21 protein-coding genes are annotated in these 23,002 nt (G+C 39.5%); 5 read left to right on the forward strand and 16 right to left on the reverse strand.

Going from position 1 to position 23,002, the window contains the following annotated elements; genetic code table 11:
- Complete coding sequence (locus tag LPB89_RS17575; RefSeq protein ID WP_230702993.1) at positions 1 to 456, reverse strand: T9SS type A sorting domain-containing protein; 456 nt, start codon at positions 454 to 456, stop codon at positions 1 to 3.
- Between the two features lie 283 nt (positions 457 to 739).
- Between LPB89_RS17575 and LPB89_RS17580 the strand changes: the two genes are divergently transcribed.
- Complete coding sequence (locus tag LPB89_RS17580) at positions 740 to 1,207, forward strand: hypothetical protein (RefSeq protein ID WP_230702994.1); 468 nt, start codon at positions 740 to 742, stop codon at positions 1,205 to 1,207.
- Between the two features lie 169 nt (positions 1,208 to 1,376).
- Here the strand turns inward: LPB89_RS17580 and LPB89_RS17585 are convergent, their stop codons facing one another.
- A complete protein-coding gene (locus tag LPB89_RS17585; protein WP_230702995.1) occupies positions 1,377 to 2,897 on the reverse strand; it encodes a hypothetical protein in 1,521 nt (506 codons plus the stop codon).
- Positions 2,898 to 3,625: 728 nt separating this feature from the next.
- On the opposite strand from LPB89_RS17585, the gene LPB89_RS17590 reads away from it, so the two are divergent.
- From LPB89_RS17590 to LPB89_RS17600, 3 genes are all read left to right on the forward strand, one after another.
- Entirely contained in the window at positions 3,626 to 4,771 is a 1,146-nt protein-coding gene (locus tag LPB89_RS17590; RefSeq protein ID WP_230702996.1) for a sorbosone dehydrogenase family protein, read from the forward strand.
- Between the two features lie 2 nt (positions 4,772 to 4,773).
- Positions 4,774 to 5,733 (forward strand): gluconolaconase, encoded by a 960-nt coding sequence (locus LPB89_RS17595; RefSeq protein ID WP_230702997.1) that lies wholly within the window; start codon positions 4,774 to 4,776, stop codon positions 5,731 to 5,733.
- An 82-nt stretch (positions 5,734 to 5,815) separates the two neighbouring features.
- A complete protein-coding gene (locus LPB89_RS17600) occupies positions 5,816 to 6,454 on the forward strand; it encodes an NAD(P)H-binding protein (RefSeq protein WP_230702998.1) in 639 nt (212 codons plus the stop codon).
- A 175-nt stretch (positions 6,455 to 6,629) separates the two neighbouring features.
- On the opposite strand, the gene LPB89_RS17605 is transcribed toward LPB89_RS17600, so the two are convergent.
- From LPB89_RS17605 to LPB89_RS17615, 3 genes are all read right to left on the reverse strand, one after another.
- Positions 6,630 to 6,854 (reverse strand): hypothetical protein, encoded by a 225-nt coding sequence (locus tag LPB89_RS17605; protein WP_230702999.1) that lies wholly within the window; start codon positions 6,852 to 6,854, stop codon positions 6,630 to 6,632.
- A 149-nt stretch (positions 6,855 to 7,003) separates the two neighbouring features.
- Positions 7,004 to 9,058, reverse strand: a complete 2,055-nt coding sequence (gene ligD / locus LPB89_RS17610) for a DNA ligase D (protein WP_230703000.1) — start codon at positions 9,056 to 9,058, stop codon at positions 7,004 to 7,006.
- 31 nt (positions 9,059 to 9,089) lie between these two features.
- Positions 9,090 to 9,242, reverse strand: coding sequence for a hypothetical protein (locus tag LPB89_RS17615; protein WP_230703001.1), 153 nt, complete (start codon positions 9,240 to 9,242; stop codon positions 9,090 to 9,092).
- Between the two features lie 202 nt (positions 9,243 to 9,444).
- Here LPB89_RS17615 and LPB89_RS17620 point away from each other — a divergent pair, with 202 nt between their 5' ends.
- Positions 9,445 to 9,693 carry a hypothetical protein gene (locus LPB89_RS17620; protein ID WP_230703002.1) on the forward strand — a complete coding sequence of 83 codons (249 nt, stop codon included), beginning with the start codon at positions 9,445 to 9,447 and terminating at the stop codon, positions 9,691 to 9,693.
- Between the two features lie 165 nt (positions 9,694 to 9,858).
- On the opposite strand, the gene LPB89_RS17625 is transcribed toward LPB89_RS17620, so the two are convergent.
- The 11 genes from LPB89_RS17625 to LPB89_RS17675 form a co-directional block, all read right to left on the reverse strand.
- On the reverse strand, positions 9,859 to 12,201 hold the full coding sequence (locus LPB89_RS17625; RefSeq protein WP_230703003.1) for an ATP-dependent helicase: 2,343 nt from the start codon (positions 12,199 to 12,201) through the stop codon (positions 9,859 to 9,861).
- A gap of 397 nt (positions 12,202 to 12,598) precedes the next feature.
- Entirely contained in the window at positions 12,599 to 12,847 is a 249-nt protein-coding gene (locus LPB89_RS17630; RefSeq protein ID WP_230703004.1) for a hypothetical protein, read from the reverse strand.
- A 78-nt stretch (positions 12,848 to 12,925) separates the two neighbouring features.
- Complete coding sequence (locus tag LPB89_RS17635) at positions 12,926 to 13,150, reverse strand: hypothetical protein (RefSeq protein WP_230703005.1); 225 nt, start codon at positions 13,148 to 13,150, stop codon at positions 12,926 to 12,928.
- 5 nt (positions 13,151 to 13,155) lie between these two features.
- Positions 13,156 to 13,335: a hypothetical protein gene (locus LPB89_RS17640; protein ID WP_230703006.1), complete on the reverse strand. Its 180-nt coding sequence runs from the start codon at positions 13,333 to 13,335 to the stop codon at positions 13,156 to 13,158.
- Between the two features lie 4 nt (positions 13,336 to 13,339).
- Positions 13,340 to 13,519 carry a DUF3606 domain-containing protein gene (locus LPB89_RS17645; protein WP_230703007.1) on the reverse strand — a complete coding sequence of 60 codons (180 nt, stop codon included), beginning with the start codon at positions 13,517 to 13,519 and terminating at the stop codon, positions 13,340 to 13,342.
- Between the two features lie 461 nt (positions 13,520 to 13,980).
- Positions 13,981 to 14,520: a hypothetical protein gene (locus tag LPB89_RS17650; protein ID WP_230703008.1), complete on the reverse strand. Its 540-nt coding sequence runs from the start codon at positions 14,518 to 14,520 to the stop codon at positions 13,981 to 13,983.
- Between the two features lie 354 nt (positions 14,521 to 14,874).
- On the reverse strand, positions 14,875 to 15,858 hold the full coding sequence (locus LPB89_RS17655; protein WP_230703009.1) for an SDR family NAD(P)-dependent oxidoreductase: 984 nt from the start codon (positions 15,856 to 15,858) through the stop codon (positions 14,875 to 14,877).
- A gap of 204 nt (positions 15,859 to 16,062) precedes the next feature.
- Positions 16,063 to 17,559 carry a hypothetical protein gene (locus LPB89_RS17660; RefSeq protein ID WP_230703010.1) on the reverse strand — a complete coding sequence of 499 codons (1,497 nt, stop codon included), beginning with the start codon at positions 17,557 to 17,559 and terminating at the stop codon, positions 16,063 to 16,065.
- A gap of 68 nt (positions 17,560 to 17,627) precedes the next feature.
- A complete protein-coding gene (locus tag LPB89_RS17665) occupies positions 17,628 to 19,442 on the reverse strand; it encodes a T9SS type A sorting domain-containing protein (RefSeq protein ID WP_230703011.1) in 1,815 nt (604 codons plus the stop codon).
- 756 nt (positions 19,443 to 20,198) lie between these two features.
- Positions 20,199 to 20,603 (reverse strand): response regulator, encoded by a 405-nt coding sequence (locus tag LPB89_RS17670; protein WP_230703012.1) that lies wholly within the window; start codon positions 20,601 to 20,603, stop codon positions 20,199 to 20,201.
- A complete protein-coding gene (locus tag LPB89_RS17675) occupies positions 20,600 to 23,002 on the reverse strand; it encodes a PAS domain S-box protein (protein WP_230703013.1) in 2,403 nt (800 codons plus the stop codon). Before LPB89_RS17675 ends, LPB89_RS17670 begins: the two co-directional genes overlap by 4 nt.

Genomic DNA, 23,002 nt, shown 5'->3' on the forward strand with positions numbered 1-23,002 from the left:
TTATTGTTTAATAATTTTTATTGTTTTTTGTTGGCCATTTCTATAGGATAGCGTAACAAGATATACTCCGGTAGGAAAGGTTCTAAATGATATAGTCTGAGTGTTTATAGCATTCAGGTTCCTATAGGAAGCGACTGCTTGTCCACTCATTTCAATCACCTGTATTGAAACCACCTGATTTTCATCAATAAGTTCCCATTTAAGAAAAAGTTCCTCTTTAACAGGATTTGGATAATAGGAGATGGTATTATCTGATGAAATTTTAGTCAGATCTTCATCTGTTAAGATCTCCGTTTCTTTGCTTTCTCTTGCCGGTTTGGCAATCCCGCAGCTTTGACAAAATTCCCTGACCGTCTGATTTCCTGTCAATGGATCGTAAGTAAATGTTAGTGTTGGTTCCTGAGCCTTAGCCAGAAAGCAAGTGCAGAATAAAATAATTGATAGAAATTTTTTCATAGATTAAAATATTAAGTAAAAAAAAGACATAAAAATTTTTGTAAATATTGTATTTTTTTTTAACAGGATTTTTACCGGATATAAAATTTTATTCAGATTTAACAAAATGATAATATTAGCCCTTATCTACGATATATCAATTGTATATTTATGCTTTCTAAAATTTACTATAAATATCTTTTTTATTACAATTTATTAAAATTGTTGTAAATTATTTCTGATATTTAATAAGCTATATTAATTTTTAATCGTATTGCACCATTAATTTAAATACCGAATCATTATGAGTTATTCCATTAAGAGAATTACACAAGCAGCAGACTGTGATGTCTTATTGACATGGGCAGCAAAAGAGAAAGCAGATTTAGATTTTCAAATGCTTTCTGAAGGTCGTTTAACCAATAAGTTTGAGACTTCATCCATAGAAGTACAAGCGATCTTACAGGGTGTACTAGCCGAACTATCGGCTTTGGATGTCGTATTGGTCGTACTGCTGGAAGGGCCATCTAAAGTAGACGCGGCTAAAAAGAAAGTAAAGTTAGAATACAAAAAATTCTTACTCGAAAACCGTAAAGAGAGCTACGGCCTTGTAGCTTTACTGCAAAAAGAGCTGGACGTTCAGCGTATTGAAAACGAAATAGAAGAAGTAGACGGTTTCATAGCCACACTAACGGCTCATAAAAGCGACTTTGTAGGCTATTTGTTTGTAGAAAAAAGAGGGTTGTCCTGGTTGGACAGCCCTTTTTTGTGATGTATTTTATTGAGGGTGATTCAGCTTCAATTGTTTATTTCTATCCGTTGTTAACAAATTTAAAATAGATGATTATGTTTAAAAATGAAGATGTAAAAAAAAGTATGAAGCTGACCAAATAAAAAGCAGTGCTCTTTGTTGTAATTAACTGAATAAGAACAAAGATTAGCTACTCTGCAACTTCATCTTTTGTATTCTTCTTTTCTGGAATAGCTGCCTTAATTTTATTAAAGTTGTAAGTTATACCAAAAAAGTAACCTGTGCCAAAACTATTGGTTGTTGGTACATTTTTATTTGCTCCCAAATCATAAGATTCTTGTCCGTCAATTTTATATCTGCTCTCTATTTTATTCCTAAAACCTAATGCAAGACCACCATGAAAAATAACTCTTTCTTCTTTACCAAATATTACCCCTCCACCTGCTAAGATCTGTAGTTTTTGGGATGTGGTAATAAGCGTTCCTATATTTAATGCGGGTTTTACCCAGGTACCACCTCTTGGAGAAATATTTAACATTCCTCCCACACCAAAATCAAGCTGATTTTTATTATTTAGATATATCTTTTGTTGCGTAACTGTAGTTGTTCCTTGTTGTATGGTAACATCTTCAGTACTATATTCATAATCGTTTAGCGAGGTCATATAAATACCTGCACTAACGTCTAATTTTAGACCTCCGCTAATCCAAATATTATAAGGTGTGATTATTGGAGTAGGATCCCCTGTCAATGGGTATTTTTTTACATTAATTTTGACCACATCTATATTTTTCCCATTAATATCCTGAGGTTCTAATCGATATTCAAACTGTAAACTAAAAAGTCGGGTAATACTTTCTTTAATGAAGTCTAGATCAAATTTTAAAGTCTGCTTCAAAATGTCGTATTTTGCTGTAAAAGCAGAGTCATTAAAATCCTGTACATCTGAATCAATTAATCTTATGTATGCTAAAATTTGTATGTTTTGCTCATTAGAGTAATTTCTTAATTGGGCAATATCTTGTTTATTTAGAAACTCTTCGGAACCAAACTGAGCAATTCCATTCGCAAGTGTTTTATGCAAATTTTCAGCTTTTTTCCCTACTATTTTTAGTGCATTCTCTACATTTTTAAAATCACTCTGAGTGTCGTAAGGATCTAATCTACGTATTCCCAATTCATTTGCAATTGCTGGTTCATCCCAAATTAAATTGTATGATCTTATAGCTTTAATATTATAAGTAGCTCCATGGATGCTGTCTTGTGCAGCAATAGTGTCCATAATACTGTGCCTACCATTTTGCAATGCTATAAATGCTGATACACTGTCAGCTGGATCGTAATTGGCATCTTTAAAAAAATCTACATACTCATGGTTGATAACATACTTGTATTTTAATGGATTTGCATTAATAACACGAAATGAAATTGGACTTTTAGATTTTAAAACAAGTCTTTGATTCAAATATCCACTCGTTATTTGTAATGATCTGTTGGTAGGGTCTTCTAAATTAAGTGTAAAAACAGTTACCTGTACATTGTTTTTTACGTCATTATCTTGTATTTTGTCAGGATCTGTAATTTTAGTGTAGTTCTTACCATAAGTAGTAGATGTACCATCATCTTTTGTGTAAATAAATGCTTTAGGAGCGCATTGAATAAACATTGTAATACAACCAAACAATACAAGATAATTTAGAATTTTCTTCATGATATTTTTGAGATTAATAATTAATTACTCAAATGGATTATCCACTTATAGTTTTAAAAAGTAAGATTTATAATCACAAACCTATTAAATCCTTTTTTTAATCTTATAAGTATAAATACCTGATTTTAAGATGTATATTCGATGCTTCGGCACGTACTATATTTTGCATAATAGCAACCGAATTTTTAAGCAGAAAATGTTCGGAGTCTACTGATTTTACGAAGTATTTTTTATGGCAGTAGTTAGTCTATTTAATTAATGATAGAGTGAAAATTAATTTTACTAGTTTACAGATTTTTATATATCTAGCTATTTCCTTATTATTTTTTAATTTGTTAGATAAAGTATTGTATTAATAATAAATACAATTATTCATACATAATATTTAATATTTTAGAGAAATTGATAATTTAGGCCTTCGCGGAGAAAGCAGGATCAGATTATAGGGTCAAGTTCCCCTTCAGATCTGAACAAAGTGTCGGTTGCAGGGCATTATCTGGAGAACTTTGCAGCGGCTTTTACAATAGCTAAATAGTTCAAAATAGTGATTCAGCCTCTATCGCTAAATGTTAATCCTATAAAAGTCGGAAAATATATTGTAAAATATTGATAATTCTTGTTTATAATTTTACGTAACGCATATTTAGCGTAAAGCTCTCATTTTAATGTTATTGCGTAACACTTATTTCAACTGTCAATTTACATATATGAAAACTAAATACATACTTATGGCATTTCTCTGTTTAATAGGAATGCTGTCTTACAGCCAAAAAGGTATTCCGCCTGCGGAAGATACAAAAAAAGTAACCATCACTAATTTTCCAACTCATCTGGAGTACAGTACTACATTGGCGTCAAGCCTCAGAATCGCAAAGGACTGGCAGGTAACCCCTGTAGCAGTGGGACTTGGAAAGCCCAGAATGCTGTATATTGGCAAGAAAGGACAACTATACGTTACCAGACGTGATGCAGGTGATGTGCTGATGCTGACCGATACCAATAGTGATGGCAAGTTTGATGACATGACCCGTGTAGCGGATTTTCCCGGTGTGCACGGAATTACTTCGAAAGATGATTATATGTACCTGTGCAATAACAACAAGGTACTGAGATATTCCCTGAACACAGACGGAACTCTGGGAAAAGTGGCCGATACCCTTATTAAGGATCTGCCGAGCGGTGGCCAGCATGCGAACCGCACCATGGATTTTGGACCCGATGGGAAATTATATATTTCGGTAGGAAGTGTTTGTAACGACTGCAAGGAAAGTGATAAGGAAACCGCCACGATGCTGCAGGTAGATCCGCAAACCTGGAAAAGAACCCTGTATGCCTCAGGCCTTCGTAACACTATTGGTTTTGACTGGCAGCCACAGACCAAAGAAATGTGGGGTGTGGACAATGGGGGAGATACTAAGGGCGACGACTGGCCGCCTGAAGAATTAAATAAGATCATTATGGGAGGCAATTACGGATTTCCGTTTGCTTACGGCAAAAAGGTTGTAGATCAAAGCAGGGAAGATCCTGTGGGCAATACCAAAGAAGGATGGGTAAAACCAACTCAGGCTTCAGTACTGGAATTCCCGGCACACAGCGCACCGATTGCTTTTGCTTTTTTTGATACCGGAAAAAATAAGGGAGATGCTCTTGTATGCTGGCACGGCTCATGGAACAGACAAAATCCGAGCGGTTATAAAGTGGAACGCATTAAATTTGACAGTAAAGGAAATGCTACGGGATCTGAAGATTTCTTAACAGGATTTCTCATTGGCAATGAACGATTTGGAAGACCGGCAGGATTGGCTATCGGTTCTGATGTGGTTTATGTATCGGATGATGCAAATGGTATTATTTACGCCCTTAAACAAAAATAAAGATGAAAAAGTATATTGTATTCCTGCTGATAGCTCAATTGGCCTGGGCTCAGGAACCGACCAAACGTATTGAATTTGAAGCGCCTGAAAGTTATCCGGAAGGAGTGGCTTTCGATAAGGCTGCTGCTCTATTTTATGTATCCTCTGCACGATTGGGTACTGTAGGAAAAGTGACCAGGGATGGAAAGTACTCGGAATTATATACCGATAAAATGCTTAAATCAACCTATGGACTTAAAGTGCACCCTGACGGGAAAAGGCTTTTTGTCTGCGCCGGTGATGCCAACTACAGCAAATTCAGTACACCAGACACCAAAAAGAAAATGGCAAGGCTTGTTATCATTGACCTGAAAACAGGTAAAAAATTAAATGATATAGATTTAGCCGGACTGGTTCCGGGAGAACATTTTCCTAACGACCTGACTTTTGACAAAGAGGGAAACGTTTATATTACAGACAGCTTTGCTGATGCCATATACAAAGTAGATAAGGCAGGTAAGGCAACTCTTTTTAGTACAAGCACGCTGCTTAAAACCGCAGGAGTGGGGCCAAACGGCCTTGTATTTCATCCGGAAGGATTTCTGCTTGTAGCAAACAATGGCACAGGCGCACTTATAAAATTACCAATTTTGAATCCTAATACCGGGTCAAAGGTAAAAATTGACCAGTTTTTTCCCGGCGCAGACGGTTTGCTTTTAAATGATAATGCTACTTTGACAGTAGTACAAAACGGAGGAGTAAACAAAATTTTTAAAATCAAGAGCTCCGACAACTGGACTACGGCCCAGGTAGCGGAATCAACCTCAATGGAGGACCGTTTTGCCTTTCCGTCAACTGCAGCTATATCCGGCGATGAAACCTGGATTATGAATGCAAATTTCAGCGAATTTGCTGAAGGCAATAATGTGCCATCGAAAAAATTCTCGCTGCAGAAGGCTATATTTATTCCTGTAAAAAAATAAAACAGAGTGCAATGACTAGTATGACTTTAAACTTCTTATGCGTTTACGAAACCAAATTAGATTCACCACTAAAATAAAAGCTATGAAAGCACTATTGATAGGAGCCACGGGCTCCACCGGAAAATTTCTCTTAAATGAGCTGATACAGGATGACGATTATACTTCGGTAACTATTTTTGTCAGACGCCCAACAGGAAGATCCCATCCCAAGTTATCTGAGCATGTTATTGATTTTTCCAATCTGAATCAGTACAGTGAACATATCACGGGTGATGTTTTATTTTCGTGTTTAGGAACTACTCTGAAAGAAGCCGGCTCGCAGGAAAATCAATGGAAGATCGATTTTGAAATTCCCGCTACATTTGCCGCAATTGCAAGACAGAACAGGGTCAATTCACTTGTTTTGGTTTCGTCTGCTGATGCATCGCCAAAAAGCAGAATCTTCTATTCAAGAATGAAAGGGGAGCTTGAAACAGCCATTACAGAACTTGATTTTGGACAGTATATAATATTTAGACCAGGACCTCTTCTGCGGGAAGGCAGTGACAGGGCTGGAGAGAAAATAATGGTCAAAACCCTTGACTTTTTCAACGGAATTGGTCTGCTGAAAAATTATAAACCCCTGCCGACCGAATTACTTGCAATGAAGCTGGCCAAGGCACCCTGGAAACTGCCACAGGGAACTTCCATTGTAAAACTTCAGGAAATTTCGGCGTTTTAAGTTGCTGATAAAAAGACAAATCCTGTTTCAGCCATCCCAGATTTTATTTGCCGGATGGTTTTCCATGAAGCAGGTTAATATTCGAAAAACAGGAAGGGAGGCCTTCCGCAGCATTAGTGATGTCAGTTCTTAAAATAGAGTTACTTCAGTAATTCTTAAATAGAAGGATTTCGATTTATCCAATTTTTGATTTTATAAATTCATCCAGTACATGCTGGACTGAAAGCGAAAGATCCCCGGCTATCAGATCGGTTTCCAGTATGTAACGATCCACAAAGCCATCGGCAGATTTCTCAATACCATTGAGTTTTTTGACCTCGTCCTGCTCATCAGAAACCCTGTATTTATTTTCAAGCCAGGCTTTAAAATCATTTTCAAATTGTTGTATTACATCTTCCATTTTGGCTAAGTTTTAAAATTATTAAATAAATCTCTAAATTTATTATGGCACTGAGGAGTTCAAATAAAAAATTACCGGCTGCACCCCTTGTTTGCTTATTTTATAATCAACTACTATTCGGACCTGTATAAAATAAAGTCTTAAAGTGATTAGAAAAAAATGCTTTGGGCTTTGCTAAGGGCCATTGTCATATCGATTCCTTTTTGCAGGGATCCCCTGAAGATATCACCTTCACTTTTAATTCGCGCAATGGCATTTGATATGGTAAAATCCGTCATGGCAAGTCCCTTTTTTACCTCGTCCCAATGCAGGGGCATGGAAACAGTAGCGCCTATTTTCGGACGCAATGAATAAGGACACGCAATGGTGGCCCCGGGGCGGTTCTGCAGAAAGTCCAGATACATTTTACCATTGCGGTTTTTAATCTGGCGCTCCATAGTTGTAAACTCCGCAAGCTGATCGTGTACAATCGATACAATGAGCTTTCCAAACATTTGTGACTGATCATAGGAATACTTTGCCCCAAGGGGAATGTAGATATGAATTCCGGTAGATCCGGATGTTTTGACAAAACCTGGTATTTCAATGGCATCCAGTACTTTTTTTACTTCCTGTGCCGCCTGAATTACCTGATCAAAAGTATTTTTGTCAGGGTCAAGATCAATCACGCAATAATCGGGATTATCAGGGTGTTTTATCGTACTGAACCAGGGATTCATTTCAATACAGCCCAAAGATGCCATATATAAGAGTGTCGCCTCGTCGCCTCCAACCAGGAACTCCTTGTCTTCACCGTCACTTGTGGTGTAGGGAAAAGTTTTGGCCCAGTCAGGGGCTTTGCCTTTGACGTCTTTCTGGTAGAAACCTGGTCCGTGAATCCCGCCGGGAAACCGGTTAAGCGACAAAGGGCGGTCTTTGAGATAGGGCAGGATGTATTCGGCTGCCTTATAGTAATAATTGAACATATCCCGCTTGGTATAACCGTCTTCAGGCCAGTAGATTTTGCTGAGATTACTGAATTTGAGACTGTGGCCTTTGATTTTTTTTACCTGAGATTCCTCAGTAGGGTTCAGCAGTGTTTTTCTGCCGCTCTCTAATGGGGCGGATACCAAAGCACTTTTGCCGGTACCTGAATCTACTTCTGCATCTGAAACAGCCTGACTTGTCGGAGCTGCTGTTTCACGTACTACCTCTCTGGCTTTTTTATCGGAGCGCATCCCTTCAAAGGAGGGATGACGGAAAACACCGTCAGAGGTGACCTCTGCAAAACTCACTTCACAAACCAGCGATGGTTTGAGCCAGGTTGCGGTGGCATGGGGCGGGTTGGGGCGGAAGCGTGAAGGTTTATTAATATCAGGCTCTGATGCAAAGGGGATTTTGTCGGTGATCAGCGGGGTGAATTCCTGCATCATTTCTTTCTGCAGCTTATCCCCGAAACCTGTCCCAACTTTGCCAACGTACTGGAAACTGCCATTTTCGTAAACTCCCAGTAATAACGAACTGAATAGTTTTGAAGAACCCTCGTTTTTTGTAAAGCCTCCGATTACTACTTCCTGGCGCTGGTTTACCTTAATCTTCAGCCACTGTTTATTGCGGCTGTCGGGACTGTATTCGGAGCTTGCCCGTTTGGCCATAATCCCTTCGAGTCCCATTTTTTTTGCAGCTGCAAAAAAATCAAGTCCGCCGGAGGTAAAAATCGGGCTTAATCGTATTGTATCATCGCCTGTGGGAAGTACTGCCTTTAAGATGGCCTGTCTCTCGGAAAGGGCAAGCCCCATGATATCTTTGCCATTGTACCATAGCAGATCAAAAACGTAGTAGACCAGATTGCCGTCGGCCTCGCTTCGCCAGTTTTGCAGGGCACTGAAACGGGCTTTGCCGTCTTCGCCTAAAACCACTATTTCACCATCCAAAACGGCATCAAAAGACCATTTGGAAAGGGCAGCAGTAACAGGATAATATTTCTCTTCGAAAGATTTATTGTTGCGTGAAGAGACAGAAACGGATCCTTTATTGAGATAGGCAAGTGCACGGTATCCGTCCCATTTGACTTCATATGTCCAGTCCGGGTCATCAAATGGCTCACTGACCAGTGTAGCCAGCATTGGTTTGACAGTAACAGGTATTTTTGAGTCTTTACCATTTTTTAAAAGCGCAATGCTTTTAGCTGTGGTACTTGTGGATGTTTCTTTTTTTGTTTTCATCTGCGTTTCATTTTATTTATAACGGTACAGATTATAAGTTGTCCGGCTGTTTAGCAGTACCTTCAGTACTGCCTTCCCCACCGGAGTTTTCATTTCCTGGCTTATCCGCATACACATCGTTCTGCTGACGGTGAAAAGGACTTTTCTGAAAGTCTTCGCTGCTGAAGGGATGTATATTTTTCATGATAGCTGTACTAAGAGTTAATTTGCTTAAAATTAAATATATATAGTCAGTTTTTCTTATAGGGAAATAGGTGATTCTTATCTAATTTACATTTGAATAGTATAAAAAAAAAGCAGTTATTTTATCATTTTTCCAGCTCGATATCTTTAAATAATTTTTATATTTGATCAGGAACAACGTCAATATTTTTAAATTAATTGCAATGGAAAAGGGGATGAAACTGAAGGTTCGAAAAGAGCTGGACGCAAGGCAGCAGTCGAATATTATTAAATTAAAAGGAAGCTTAATCTCAAAGGGCTACACAGAGATTATACATATTTTGGATCAGGATGATGAATTCCATATTAATTCTTTTGAAATTGGAATGGGAACGGCTAGTGAAGTACAAGAATTTATAACAGCATTTATTGCCAGAGAAAACCTGGCAGAAAGCATATCAATTTTTAAGTAAGCACCAGGAGAAAAATTTGAAAATTAACCTGGAAAAATAAAGCTCCTTTTCCTTAAATAAGGCGCTTTATTTTTTTTGAGCACAGCAATTAAATTTAGGCTGTAGTTTATTTCATAAAGGTTACGGGAGGGGTACGGCAAATCGCAATTATATTCAATTCCAAAATTACCACCATTTTTTTTCTTCCTGGTCGTTGTTGTTTATATCATCTGTGCCGGATTCCGGTTTATCCTCAAAAATATTCTGATTTCCGTCAGCCACTACATCATTATCTAAATCTTTAAAAGGATTTGGGGCGGATTTTAATTGCTCCTGCAGATCCATTACAGAAAAATCAGTACTTTGTTCAGCAGTATTATCTTCTGCAGGTGTCAGGTGCCGGAAGCTAAAATCAATTGGCTTTTCTTTTCCTATTTCAAAAAAATCCACCACATACTGGCTCTTTTCGATATTTACCGCTTTTACTTTCCCTTTGTTCCAAACCGGATGCATCACCATATCGCCTTCTTTGAAGGCTGTATCATTATCTCCCTGAATGTTGTTTTGCCCTGTTTTACCGCTTTGAATAATTTCCCGGGAGAGTTCTCCCTTACGGATGTAGAACTCTTCACTGATTTCAAATAGAAACCTGGAAGGGTATTTGTTAAGGCCTGTAGTAAAGTTAAAACCTTCTGAATCGGTCATGTAAAACCTTTTCTCGGCTCGGGTAACCGCTACATACATCAGTCTTCGTTCTTCCTCGATGGCACGCTTTCTTCTTTCTTTGATCGATAGAGCACTTGGCAGTACGCCTTCGGTAAAGCCGCAGAGAAATACATAAGGAAATTCAAGTCCTTTGGAAATATGGATGGTCATCAGCCTTACCTTATCCTGTTGCCCGGTATCAGCATCCAAATCGGTATACAATGCAATTTCCTGCAGGTATTCTACTATGTTTACCGGAGCATTGTTTTCCTTTTCCAGCAGCAGCATTGAATTTACAAGTTCCTTGATATTTTCAATCCTGTCCTCGTCACCGTCTTTTCGGTAGAGTTCCGAGAGTCCGCTCTTGTCCAGTATAATTTTTACGAGGTCCGATATGGATTTGGTTTTAGCAATTTCCCGAAGTTCGCTAATCAGTGCCGCAAAATCCCGGGCACCTTTTTTAGCGAGTTCCTTATCGGCTGCATTTTTTTCCAATGCCTGCAGCAGAGAGAGATTCTGCTCCCCGGCCAGAAGGCTGAGCCTTTCGAGAAACTTCTTGCCAAGACCGCGCGCGGGCTGGTTATGCATTCGCAGGAATGAAAAGTTATCTCCCTGAATAATGAGCCTTAGCATGGAAAGAACATCCTTAATTTCTTTTCTCTCAAAAAAGCGGATGCCTCCAAAAATCGTATAGGGAATATTATCTTTTATAAGTGCCTGTTCAATATTTCTTGAAAGGTGGTTAGCGCGGTACAGTATAGAAATATCCGAGTACGAAGCCTCTTCAGATTGTAGTATTTCTTTGATCTCAGAAGCTATCCAACGGCTTTCCTCAAAATCATTTTTTCCATGGAAATGAACTACTTCAAAACCTTCAGGCTTATCGGTGATCATATCCTTGTCTACCCTTATTGTATTGTTTTTGATGATATGGTTTCCGATTTTCAATATGTTGGGAGTAGATCGGTAGTTTCGGTTCATGATGATAGTCTGGGTATCGGGGAAGATGGTGTCAAATTCCACGAGATACTCCGGCTTGGCGCCCCGCCACTCATAAATGGTCTGATCGGGATCCCCGACAAGGAAAAGATTCTGATGCACGCGTGATAACATTTCCACAAGATGAAACTGATTCTCTGAACTGTCCTGCGCCTCATCGACCTGAATGTAGTGCAGGTTTTCCTGCCACTTTAAAAGTACATCATTGTTGTTGTCCAGAATGAAGGCAGTGAAATGTATGAGGTCATCAAAATCAAGCGCATAATTGCGTTTTTGTTTATCAAGGTAAATCTGGAAAACGCGGCTTGATAATGAATCACTTTCATCGGGCTCAAAGCTTTTGTTTTCAAGGATGTAGCCAAGGTAATCTGAAGTACTTTTCTGTTTGGAAATAAAGCGTAAAACCTGTTTGAAAGTCAGGTGCCTGGAATTGATCTGCAGCTCGGTGAAGACATCCCTGAGTATGCTTTTCTGGTCTTCGGCATCCAGTATGATAAAATTCTTCGGGTAATGTATTTTGTTAATTTCCTCGCGCAGGAACCTCACACAGAAACCATGATAGGTGGTGATAAAACTCATATCGTAGGTATCCCCGATAAGTGCCTTAACACGTTTTTTCATTTCCTGAGCGGCTTTATTGGTAAAAGTCACGCAGAGTATATTGGAGGAATTGATGCCTAATCTGTCAACAATGTAAGCAAATCGGGAGGTCAGTGCTTTTGTTTTTCCTGATCCTGCGCCGGCAATAACACGCACGTAGCCCTCCGTGGTTTTAACGGCCTGCAGCTGGTTTGGATTAAGATTATCTAGAATCGGATCATTCATTTTTTAGAGCGGTAATTATTTTTAATCTGTATTTACTCTTTACTTTAGAGAAACAGATCAAAAAAGCTGTCATACAAATTTATGCAATTAATTTGAAGCTGGGGATATATAAGGGATATCGGACAATCAAAAAATGCAGAATGTAAACCATGGCAGTATACTAAATTTATCAGTTGATTAGTGGTTTTCAAGGACGGACTCAAAATCAAAAATAAAATCCTGAGGAGAATTCTTAATCAGTTCAGTTAAAGAATTCTCCTCAAGATCTTTTTATGAGATTTTAATCTCTTTTCATGCCTTCATATGGCAGTTTTTAAGTACTTCTGTATTTAAATTAGAGTAGCATAATTCCCTGTAATGATTTTAAATAGGATATAAGACGAAAAAAGGAAATCGGTTAATTGTCCTGATCATCATCTTCAACTGCTTTTTCCTCATCAAGGGTTCTTCTGTTCGCATCATTATCAAAATCATCATCGTGATGGTTATGATTTTCATGCGCATCATTGTGAATACCGGTTGTATCACTTTCATGCTGGTTGATGGCCGGATCTTTTGTCTCCATAAGTTCTGAGTTTATGGAATCATCTGCTGCGTGATAAATACGTTCATCCTGATCGTAGTTATCGTAGTTTTCTCTTGACATAATTGTATAATTTTAGTGTTTTATTATTTTCAATCGTTACTTACATAGTATGCAGTATTTTACTGTACTTTAAAAGGTTTACAATTTTGATAGTTTTGAAGGATCTGTTGCCTCTTCTACGGTCTTTCCTTCGGGATTATGATGTTTATTTTCTTTTTCGGTATCGTGCCATGGTCCGTCTTTTACATGTACGGTTTCTGCAGCACTTTCCCCTGAAGAATTTTGATGTGAACTGTCAGGAGCATTTCGGGTATTTTGATCTTCGAACTCCCTATGAGTTTCTTTATACTTATTGTTTTCCATGATTTTCAGTTTTTCTTGCTATGATTCTTTAAAAGTTCCCGGGCTTGTTTAAGTCCCGTGGCAATTGCAATTCCTTCTTCCACGCCGTCCTGAAGCAGCGCATTGGCTATCTCGACTGCTTTTTCCCGAAGTTCGGTCGGCTGGTTCTTATAAGATGGGGGATAGTCCCCGTTATACCAAGGCATACTATCAATTGTTTTCTGCCAGGTATTCCCTAACGTCATCCACTCTGGTACCTGCGGCTCTTACTGCAGTTTTTAATATTTCCTGCGGCACATTGAACTTTTCAGACCAATACTGCACTTCATATGATTCATTGATATTAATTTGTGAATCATCGGCTTTTCCTGTTTTCAATTTATCGTCCATGATTTTGTATTTTAGCGTTTATATAAAGTTACCATATTTGACAGAGAGATAGTTACAATATAACAGCTCATTTTTACAGGATTGCAATAATGCTGAAATCATAAATAAATCGTACTGATATACTTCCGTTTATATAATGACAATCATAATGCAATCGTCCAAAATCAATGCTCATAAAAATTTGTCGGGTTCTTTTTTGTTAATGTTCTTAAGCTGCCGAAAGCTTAGACTAGTACCTGGAAAGACATCCCTGGCTGTTTTTGGCACCTGATGTTCCCTATACATATTTGAGGTTTTTATTTTATTGCCACATGCTTTCGTGCTAAGTTAGCGGGGCTTTGAAGCGTTGTGTGTTTTATCTCTCCTATTGATTGTAGTTTAAAGAAGCAGATTAATCCCAGGATCCAATAAAAAAACCGTTATCAGTAACGGTTTTTTTATGAGCATCGAATCTGGTTACATTAAAATTTTCGCTGAGAAGGTTTATTGTGGAAGGCACCATAACCTGTTTCATCCCTGCTGCGTTCATCGTTTTTAAGCTCTTCATTGCCAAGTTCCCCAATTTCGAATTCCTTGTTCAGGGGATTATCGTGATCGGATTCATCGCTTTTTTGGGTATCAATTTCAGTTTCAAACCCCTCAGATGGATCACGGTCTCTCAGATCCTCTTCAATGTCCTGTTCGGTTATATCTTTACGGTCGCTGTCTGATTCATTGTCGAGATTCTCTGAATCATAAGGATTGCTGTTTGGATCGCTGTTTTGTGGGTCTGAATCGGAAATCTTACGATCCTGCTCACCGTGGGCTCCAGGATTTTTGTGATCGGATTCCCTGCTGATTTCTTCGGTACTCAGATCATTTCCGTAATCGGGTTCGGCATTCTCTGTAAAGGGGTGGTCTGTAGGGGAAGAAGCTTTTTGTTGTCCCTGATTGCCTGTGTTTGCGTTTTGAAAATTCTTGTCATCCTGACTGTAATTTTCCAGTGTATCTGAATTCATCATTTTTTTTAAATTAAATTTTACTATCGTTTTTTTAAAGGAGTGTCCTACGCAGGTTTGCCGGTATTGCCGACTTGTCTCGGCTTTTACTTTGTCCTTTGTCAAATGTAAAAAGGATAGCAATATTTTTTTTTACAGAATAATGATTTGCATTTATAAAATAGCTATCAGATAATCAGGCAGGTAGAATGAATCGGGTAGTAGGAATTTGTTAACAGAATCTAATCGGGATGATTTGCATCGTCAATTCCAGCCGATACCTGCTGGGTGCCAAACCGCTATAGGTTTAATGTACAAAAATAGGAAGCATCGCTTCAAAGTAGTTTTAAAGAAAGCAGGTAAAAATAAAGAGGAGTACTACGATTTTTTACCCATTAACAGCAAAGCAATACCAAAACCAAATCCTGCAAACAATGCTAAGCTTAGGTTTTGCTTTGTTTTTGACGGCGGATTTCCATAAACCCGTAATGGCTCTTTAGATTTTGTCAAAACATTTCCAGCGTCATTCGGCTTATCCTGATTAAGTTTCATTTTCAGTCGTACGGCTGCAGATGCTGAATTAATTACCAGTTTTGGAAATAATCTGTACGTGTTTGTAATTGCTGCCGCTCTTAAATCGGGGAACATCTCTTTTTGGGGATGTTTTGCCAGAGCTACTATTTTAGCAGCAGTATCACGCGGATCAGAAGCAATGAAGGGAATTGTCATGTCAAATCCAGAGTACTTGGCAGAATGCAAATTACCAGTAGAATTTTGCAACTGAGGAAATATATTACAGATATGAATATGCGTGTGATTGGATATTTCACCCTGCAGGCATTCCATCATACCTCTAATTCCAAACTTGGAAGCAGAGTAAACGGCGCTGTATGGTGCAGGCATAAATCCTCCGATAGATATATTATTAATTAAAATGCCTTCGCCTTGTTCTTTAAAAATTTTGATGGCATTATAAGCCCCGTGCATGTATCCAAACAAATTGGTTTTGATTACCTGTTGGTGAATTTCCATCGGAATTTCTTCAAATTTTCCGCTTGCCATCACCCCGGCATTATTGACCCAAATATCAATTTTTCCAAACCAGGAAAGTGCTTCGGTAGCGACTTTATCGACATCTTCAGCGATGGACATATCGGCACTTACGCCAAGAGCCAAAACATTCAAACCGTGGCAATATTCTACAACTTCATTAATGCCCTTTTGACCTCTGGCTACTACCACCATATTGCATCCCTGACTTGCGAAAGCTTCGGCTGCTGCCCGGCCAACACCACTGCTTGCGCCGGTGATAACAACATTCTTTCCTTTAAGGCTATTTTTTAGCATATTACTATTTTCCATTTTCTTATAATTATAAAATTAATTTAAGTTACTAAAAATAATTTTTGATGCACGGCCGTTTAAGAAAATTTTAATATTAAATACCTTTAGATCAGCACAATAAAAAGGCTCCGGTTTTTTCCCCGGAGCCTTTTGAGTACACTATCTTAAAGAATGTACTGCTGTTTAAATGCTATTTATCAGAATTCGCCTTCTACAAACCCCTTATTTTATAATAATTGTCATATTCGAAACCAGAACATCGGCTCCGTCATTGCCGCTGTAACGCTGCAGGTAAAAATCGATATAATCACCGGTGTTTAATTCGATAGAAGCATTGATGGGAAGGGTGATAATATCATTTGCGGCATTTCCCCTGCCATAAAATTTAAATTGCGGCACTGCCACGCCGTTTTTGTACAAATGTACAATATACGTTCCTGCAGAGGGTACCTGAAAATTGATCGCCCCGGATACCTGAAAAATCCTTTTCTTTTTACCCACGTATTTTAACCTGTTGTACGTGGCATCTGTTGAAAATCGGAATAAATTGCTTGAGACCGTAGGAATCGAGGCCGAATAGATTCTTAAATTCGTGCTCGGAGTCGCGGCGCTTAAATTAAGCGGTATGGCACCTCCGGTTTCGGCATCCATAGAGAAATCTCCTGTTGCATTGTTATCGGCTTCATTGGGAATCCCGGCTGCCCTGACGCTCCAGGCATTACTAAAATTATAGCCCGTGTAGGTAGCTGCGGCTGCATAAGGTTTTACATAATTGGCAGGGGTGGCACCGGTAAAAACAACCGATTCTAAAACAGCATCACCCGTTATAGTCAGGCCAGCTGTAGAAACATCGATACCATAGGCTCCCGGACCCACATTAGAGAAACCTCCCTGTTTTTCTATTAGGGTAAAGGTTCCCGTAAATTTTTCGTAAGTACCACCATTGTTGACAAACCAGGCCTGATTGCTTAATAACAACTGTCCGATATTGTTGTAAGTAATCCCGGTTGTATTTCCTGAAAAATTGACAATACTCAGGAAAACCAACCCGTAACCGGATATGGTTCCGATACTGGACGCATTGGCAATGATAGTATCGCGCATTAAAAATGTTGCTGTTGATGCTGCAGCATTTAAATTAAATACAGTGGCACCCGGCGCCAAAATGGTTACACTCCTGATACTGCCGCCGGCGGTCCCGTCGAACAGCACTCCGGATGTTTTATAAATAATATCTTCGTTGGCATCCAAACCCTCTATGTAGGCATTATTGAGCTCGATAGGAAAATTGAAAGTCACCATCCCATTTATTTCATACAGCGTATTGGCGGTGAGTACGTATTTGGCCCCGCCACCGGCAGCAAGCTCTGTTGCCAGCACAACGGCTAAATTATCAGTTGATTTTATACGCTTAAAATTGGCTCTTCCATTGGTAGTGCTGCTCATCGCTGCCCAGGCAGAGGCACTATAGTAATAAAAGGATTTTAAATCGGTATCATACACAAGAAGTCCCTCAGCGGGTGTGGCGATAGCGGTGCGCTGGGCAGTGGTCATACGTGGCGCCAGCATGCCTTGTGTTGTAGAAGTTATATCTAAAACGGAACTTGCATTGGGTGTAACCGTACCGATACCAATTTGTGCGTTCCCAGAAATCGTCAGGAAAAGGAAAAAGAGCAGCAGCAGGTTTTTAGTATTTTGCGGAGTAAAGTTCGTTACCATAGTGTTGAGTATTAATTAATGTGAATATTTTGAAAGTGACCCTGTTCTGTTGGCACAGCGATTCAGGGTTATTTTCCGGAATTGGAGATGATTACTTTTTGGGAAACAGCGGCATTATCAACTGTTCTGAAGGTGGCGATGTACACGCCGGAACTCAGTCCGGAAGTTGAAAAACCGTACTCTTGTTCGGCTTCTAAATGATCTTTAGAAAGCACTGCCCTTCCGGCCATATCATAAAGCACAAATGATTTTATCGGGCTGTTATCCTGATTTATCGCTTTTAAAACCTGGTTGGTATTGTCCTGGATAATTACAAAATTAGTTTTGATCTGCTCAGTTGTTCCAAGGGTTCCGTTGGTAAAACTGATTTTAAAACGCTCTGTATAGGTTCCGGGTGCAACGGTAACTTCGTAGCTGTCCTTACTAATATCATGATACGAGTTATCGGAGGAATCGTAGAGATAGATGACCTGCTCATAATAAAAATCAACCATTTCTGAGATATAAAACTTAAAGGTGGTAGCTGCGGTGGCTTTTACCGACAGCGGAATTTTTTTTGATAAATCGAAAGGAACGCCCTCAATCACATAATTTCCGTTTTCAACCCAGAAAGAAATATCACTCGGAAGGTCTTCATCCATATTTTTGGCATCTATTCCTTTGTCCACCCCTTCGGTTGCTTCTGAAACGAAGGCCAGGGCCAGCTGTCTGGTATATTCGGCGTTGATGATGGTATTCAGCTTAAAATAAGGAATGGGTGACGGTGGTACCGGCGGCAGGTCTTTATCAGTTCCCGCTGTTTTGGTACTTACATTTCTGGCCGGTTTTTCGAATTGTGAGGTGCTGTTGTCCTCTTTGTAAAAAATGCGGTGGGCATTTTTGAAAGATACGGTTCCGTTGGCAGCACCGTTGATCAGAAACCCCTGACCGATGGGAAGGTATTTTCTGGCTATGGCGGGACTTGTTCCTGTTGGAGGATTATTATTTACGGTTCCGTTGCTGTTGTACGATCGAAATGTGGCAGCGGTATAGATACCGTTGGATTCGATACTAACCGGTGCGTAGGCGGCATAACCGCCTCTGTAAGCGGACAGAAAATGAGAGTTTACATTTTTGTCCTGCTGCCAGAAATAGGCAACACCGGTTGCGGCAGTATTGGCGGGATCTAAAAGAAAAGCATTGAGGTGCAATGCAGACGGATAGGGGTTCCCTGTTAGCGTGGCCGCGTTATTGGCACCAACCGCAACTGTAATAGTGCCATCGTTTGGTTTTCCCCTGAAATCATAGCGCTGCAGGCCTGTGCCCGGGTTATTTACAATTCCTGTGCCCTCAGGATCTGTGGTATCAGAGCCGCTGGTTCCTTTCATTGTAAATCCTTCTCCCGGTGCAAGTGCAGTGGTACTTCCCACTTGTATCCACTGCGAATAATTATTGGCGTTGGTCAGTTTATAAATCCAGTGTGAGGCGATGGTTAGCGGATTGGCTGATCCGTTGTAACTGCCGGCAGGCAAGAGGACAGCAGCAGCCGATGCCGTTGCCGTCAGCGGCTGATACAGCTGTGTAATTCCAAAATTGTTATTGACCGCAGAGGCGGCCGTATTTCCTACCGGAGAACACCAGTAATTGTAATCGAAATTATCGGAAGTGCCCTCCTGGTAAACGGATACGTTTCCGGTTCCGGTATTGGCCGAAAGCCCTGTTGTACCCTGCAGCAATTGAGAATTGTTTCGTAAATACAGATTGGAATTGGCTGCTAAATTTATATTCTGACCTACATACAATACCTGATTTTTTACATAGACCGGTGTGTTGGCCCCAATGGATATCTGGGAAAAGGTCTGGTAAGAAATAAAAACAGCTACTAAGAGTAAAGTTTTTTTCATATTGCTTTTGGTTTAATGATGATGATAAAATGTATTTTGAATTTAAAGTGAGCTTCTCTTTCTTTTCATAACAATATAGCCTCCCCATGCAACAGCTGCTGTGACTAGTATAAATAGCATGGAGTCAACAGGTACTGCGGGTGGATCCGGTAAACCGGGTGGCGGGGGATTGGTGGAAAAGGCCAGTACAGGGATAAAAAAAAGTAAAAAGGCGGCGAATTTTTTCATTATTTGGGAGAGCATAGTATTTAAGTAATAAAGAATTCATAAAAATGATAAGGGATTGCTGCTTTAACAGTAAGGCAAATTAAACGGAATGTCTCCTGAATTAAAAGGCAGAAGTAATAAGTGTGTTTTATACCGCATAACTGTTTTTTGAAAGGCGGCACATTCGCAGGAAAACCAAATGACTTTAGGGGTACGTCTAGTGCAGCTGTGTGCCGCTAAAAGAATTGACATTCTAAACCCTAACAGGATATGACGAGTATAAAGGAAGAATAAGTGTACAGCGTACTAGCGAACTTCAGCAAAAAAGAAGACGGAATTTCCGGAAGTAAGCGTATCGGAACAGCAGCCGGGGAGTTTGTTGCTGCGCCGGAGACTAAGAGGATAAATTGAAGTAGTACAGGAGGAGCGATGACGATGCAGCTCTTCTTAGCAAAATGGACTTTACCGGCTTACGGAATGGCATAAAAATTCCGGTAATTTATATTGAATTATAATTACCACGATTTAATTTTAAAATAACAGGGATTCTCAGGAAATCCGGTCCAGAAATTCTTTGGTAATGGGTTTGACGTGAAAGGAAACGACGTTACTATTACTGTTGGATCGCGAAATGTCCTGATTGTCTATTGTAGATGATATCACATAGGCTTTGCAATACTTTTTTAAGACGGGGGACAGCTTATCATACACCTCCAGAAATTCAAATCCCGACATTAAAGGCATATAGATATCTACAAAAAGGACCTGGGGCAACTCCGCAATATTGTCCTGATTGTCCTGCAGGTATTTGATGGCCTCTTCCGGGGAAGTATAGAGTAATACTTTTTTTCCAAAATTATTCTGAGTGATCATACGGGATGCAATATAAAGATCGATGATGTTATCATCAATAATCATTACGGTCTCAAATTTCGGTACTAAGGCTTCAATCATGGTTTCAGATTTTTTAATGTGATAGTAAATATAGTCCCTATTTCTTCTTCCGACTCTATTGCGATGGAACCCTGCAATATTTCGATGGCATCCTTTACGATATACAAGCCGATACCCGAACCTTCTTTTTTGCCTGAAAGCCGAAAAAACATGTCATAAATTTTTTCATGATAGGCCGGCGCGATACCTATTCCGTTATCGGCTATGGTCAGATGAAGACTTTCATTATCAGCATGACCGGCTATTTTTATGTATCTGCCGGACTCTTCTTTCTTCTGGTATTTGATGGCATTTGAGATCAGATTTTCGAGTATGGTATTAAAGCGCAGCCGGTCTGTATAAAACGACCGCTGTTGTGTGACCTTAATATCATACTGAATTCCTTTTGCATCTCTTGTGCTTTGAAGTGAATTGACGACCTCCAGCAGGGTTTCGTTAAGTGAAATTTTTTCCACCCGAAGTCCGGTGCGCTTGTTTCGGGAATAACTTAAAATATTTTTAATAAAGTCATCCAGACGATTGATGCTGGAGCGTATCATTTCAGCATGTATAACGGTATCAGCCTCCCGGCTTTCGGTCTCAATAAAGGAGAGCAGCCCCAGAATAGAAGTGAGGGGGGAACGTAAATCATGGGAAACACTGTATACAAATTTATCCAGTTCTGAATTGGTTTTGAGCAGTTCCTTATTTCTTTTTTCCAGATTTATTTCGGCTTTGGTGCGATCAGTGATATCATTAGAAAGTATTAATCGTGCCCGGGATCCTTCATACATAATATCGTGCGCAATGATTTCAACGGGAAAAACAGAGCCATCTTTTCTGATGTGATTCCATTTTCCCCTGTTGTAATTCGATTGGTTAATTTCTGAAGTATCACTGCATTTAAGGAAATTCTTTTTATCATTATTTGGACGTATGTCTAAAGCAGTCATAGAAAGAAATTCCTCACGGCTATAGCCATAATGTGCCACCGCCATTTTATTGACATCGAGAAATTTAAAAGTAACCAAATCAATAATCCACATGGGCATTGGATTGTTATCAAAGAGATACCTGTATTTTTTTTCGCTTTTCTTCAGCTGTTTTTGTGCGAGTTTCATTTCAGTAATGTCAACTAGTACAATTACGGCACCTGTGATCTGACCTTTTGCATTGCGAAAAGGAACAGGGTAGGGCAGGACATTGCGTTTTTCTCCATTGGGGCGCTGGATGATGATTTCTTTTCTGAAGTTTGCCTCCTCTTCGGTAAGTGCTGCCGCAAGCGAGCATAAACTCCCGGGCTCATGATTTTTTTTAGCAGCGTTCATATTCCACGAATCCGACCACATGTCTTTTCCGATCTGTGGTTCTTTTCCCCATAATGCTACTGCAGCTTTATTATAGATGGTTATTTGTCCTTCCCCATCACAGGAATAGGTGGCAACCGGTAATTTGTGGATTAGGTCCCGGTACATTTTCTCCCGTTCCTCAATTTTTTTGCGGGATACTACCTGCTCTGTCACGTCGTTGGCAAAGACAAGAATACCATCAATATTGTTGTTGATATCCCTGTTGGCCTGATAGATGAAATTTAAGTAAGCGTCTGTTAATTTTCCGTTTCCGTCGCGATCCAGTTTTATGAGCATCTCGTTGGCTGAAAAAGTTTCGCCTGTTTTATAGACGGTGTCCAAAATTTCAAAAATTCCCTGCGATTCCAGTTCCGGCAATACTTCTTTGACTGTTTTGCCTATAATATCTCTTTTGTCGATTAATTGCAAATAGAGTTCATTGGCCAATTCGAAGATATAATCGGGACCTTTTAAAATTCCCATACAGGAAGGTGCCTGAGAGAATAAATTATAGAATCGCTGCCTTTCAATTTTATAAGCTTTTTCTATTTTTTTTTCATTGGTGGTATCCCGGCCGATAAAGTAGCATCGGTTTTTTGTACCATCCCATACCGCCGACCATTGCAGGTAAACAATAGTGCCGTTGCTGTGCAGAAACCTTTTTTCAAATATAGGTAACTGCGGTCCGTTTTTTCCACTGAAATCTTCCTGTGTGCTACTTTCTTTATCTTCATGAAACAGGAGATCGATGTATTTTTTGCCGATTAATGCTTCGCGCTGAATTCCTAAAATACGTTCAGAGGCTTTATTCACCCATACAAACTTTCCTTCTTCGTCGCAGGAGCAAATCAGATCCATTGAAAAATCCAGGATTTTGCGAAGATCCTCTAAGGACTCCTGTGATGAATTGACTGTAGTATCTGTTTTTTCTTTTGCCTGTCGGCCTGCTTCATATTCTTTTCCGGAACGAACAGTTTCTGCGGTACAATTGATGTTGCCGGTCTTCAGCTCACGTTGAATCGCCGTACTATCGGCAGGGTTCTGCTCAGCAGTTTCTATTTTTGTTTTCAT

The sequence above is a fragment of the Flavobacterium sp. ENC genome, from assembly GCF_020991415.1.
Lineage (GTDB): Bacteria > Bacteroidota > Bacteroidia > Flavobacteriales > Flavobacteriaceae > Flavobacterium.

Coding starts and splice junctions, on each gene's coding strand:
- LPB89_RS17665 (WP_230703011.1), bottom strand. CDS start 19,442: ATGAAAAAAACTTTACTCTTAGTAGCTGTTTTTATTTCTTACCAGACC.
- LPB89_RS17655 (WP_230703009.1), bottom strand. CDS start 15,858: ATGGAAAATAGTAATATGCTAAAAAATAGCCTTAAAGGAAAGAATGTT.
- LPB89_RS17620 (WP_230703002.1), top strand. CDS start 9,445: ATGGAAAAGGGGATGAAACTGAAGGTTCGAAAAGAGCTGGACGCAAGG.
- LPB89_RS17630 (WP_230703004.1), bottom strand. CDS start 12,847: ATGTCAAGAGAAAACTACGATAACTACGATCAGGATGAACGTATTTAT.
- LPB89_RS17605 (WP_230702999.1), bottom strand. CDS start 6,854: ATGGAAGATGTAATACAACAATTTGAAAATGATTTTAAAGCCTGGCTT.
- LPB89_RS17600 (WP_230702998.1), top strand. CDS start 5,816: ATGAAAGCACTATTGATAGGAGCCACGGGCTCCACCGGAAAATTTCTC.
- LPB89_RS17595 (WP_230702997.1), top strand. CDS start 4,774: ATGAAAAAGTATATTGTATTCCTGCTGATAGCTCAATTGGCCTGGGCT.
- LPB89_RS17590 (WP_230702996.1), top strand. CDS start 3,626: ATGGCATTTCTCTGTTTAATAGGAATGCTGTCTTACAGCCAAAAAGGT.
- LPB89_RS17575 (WP_230702993.1), bottom strand. CDS start 456: ATGAAAAAATTTCTATCAATTATTTTATTCTGCACTTGCTTTCTGGCT.
- LPB89_RS17635 (WP_230703005.1), bottom strand. CDS start 13,150: ATGGAAAACAATAAGTATAAAGAAACTCATAGGGAGTTCGAAGATCAA.
- LPB89_RS17675 (WP_230703013.1), bottom strand. CDS start 23,002: ATGAAAACAAAAATAGAAACTGCTGAGCAGAACCCTGCCGATAGTACG.
- LPB89_RS17580 (WP_230702994.1), top strand. CDS start 740: ATGAGTTATTCCATTAAGAGAATTACACAAGCAGCAGACTGTGATGTC.
- LPB89_RS17585 (WP_230702995.1), bottom strand. CDS start 2,897: ATGAAGAAAATTCTAAATTATCTTGTATTGTTTGGTTGTATTACAATG.
- LPB89_RS17625 (WP_230703003.1), bottom strand. CDS start 12,201: ATGAATGATCCGATTCTAGATAATCTTAATCCAAACCAGCTGCAGGCC.
- LPB89_RS17650 (WP_230703008.1), bottom strand. CDS start 14,520: ATGATGAATTCAGATACACTGGAAAATTACAGTCAGGATGACAAGAAT.
- LPB89_RS17660 (WP_230703010.1), bottom strand. CDS start 17,559: ATGGTAACGAACTTTACTCCGCAAAATACTAAAAACCTGCTGCTGCTC.
- LPB89_RS17645 (WP_230703007.1), bottom strand. CDS start 13,519: ATGGACGATAAATTGAAAACAGGAAAAGCCGATGATTCACAAATTAAT.
- LPB89_RS17670 (WP_230703012.1), bottom strand. CDS start 20,603: ATGATTGAAGCCTTAGTACCGAAATTTGAGACCGTAATGATTATTGAT.
- ligD (WP_230703000.1), bottom strand. CDS start 9,058: ATGAAAACAAAAAAAGAAACATCCACAAGTACCACAGCTAAAAGCATT.
- LPB89_RS17615 (WP_230703001.1), bottom strand. CDS start 9,242: ATGAAAAATATACATCCCTTCAGCAGCGAAGACTTTCAGAAAAGTCCT.
- LPB89_RS17640 (WP_230703006.1), bottom strand. CDS start 13,335: ATGCCTTGGTATAACGGGGACTATCCCCCATCTTATAAGAACCAGCCG.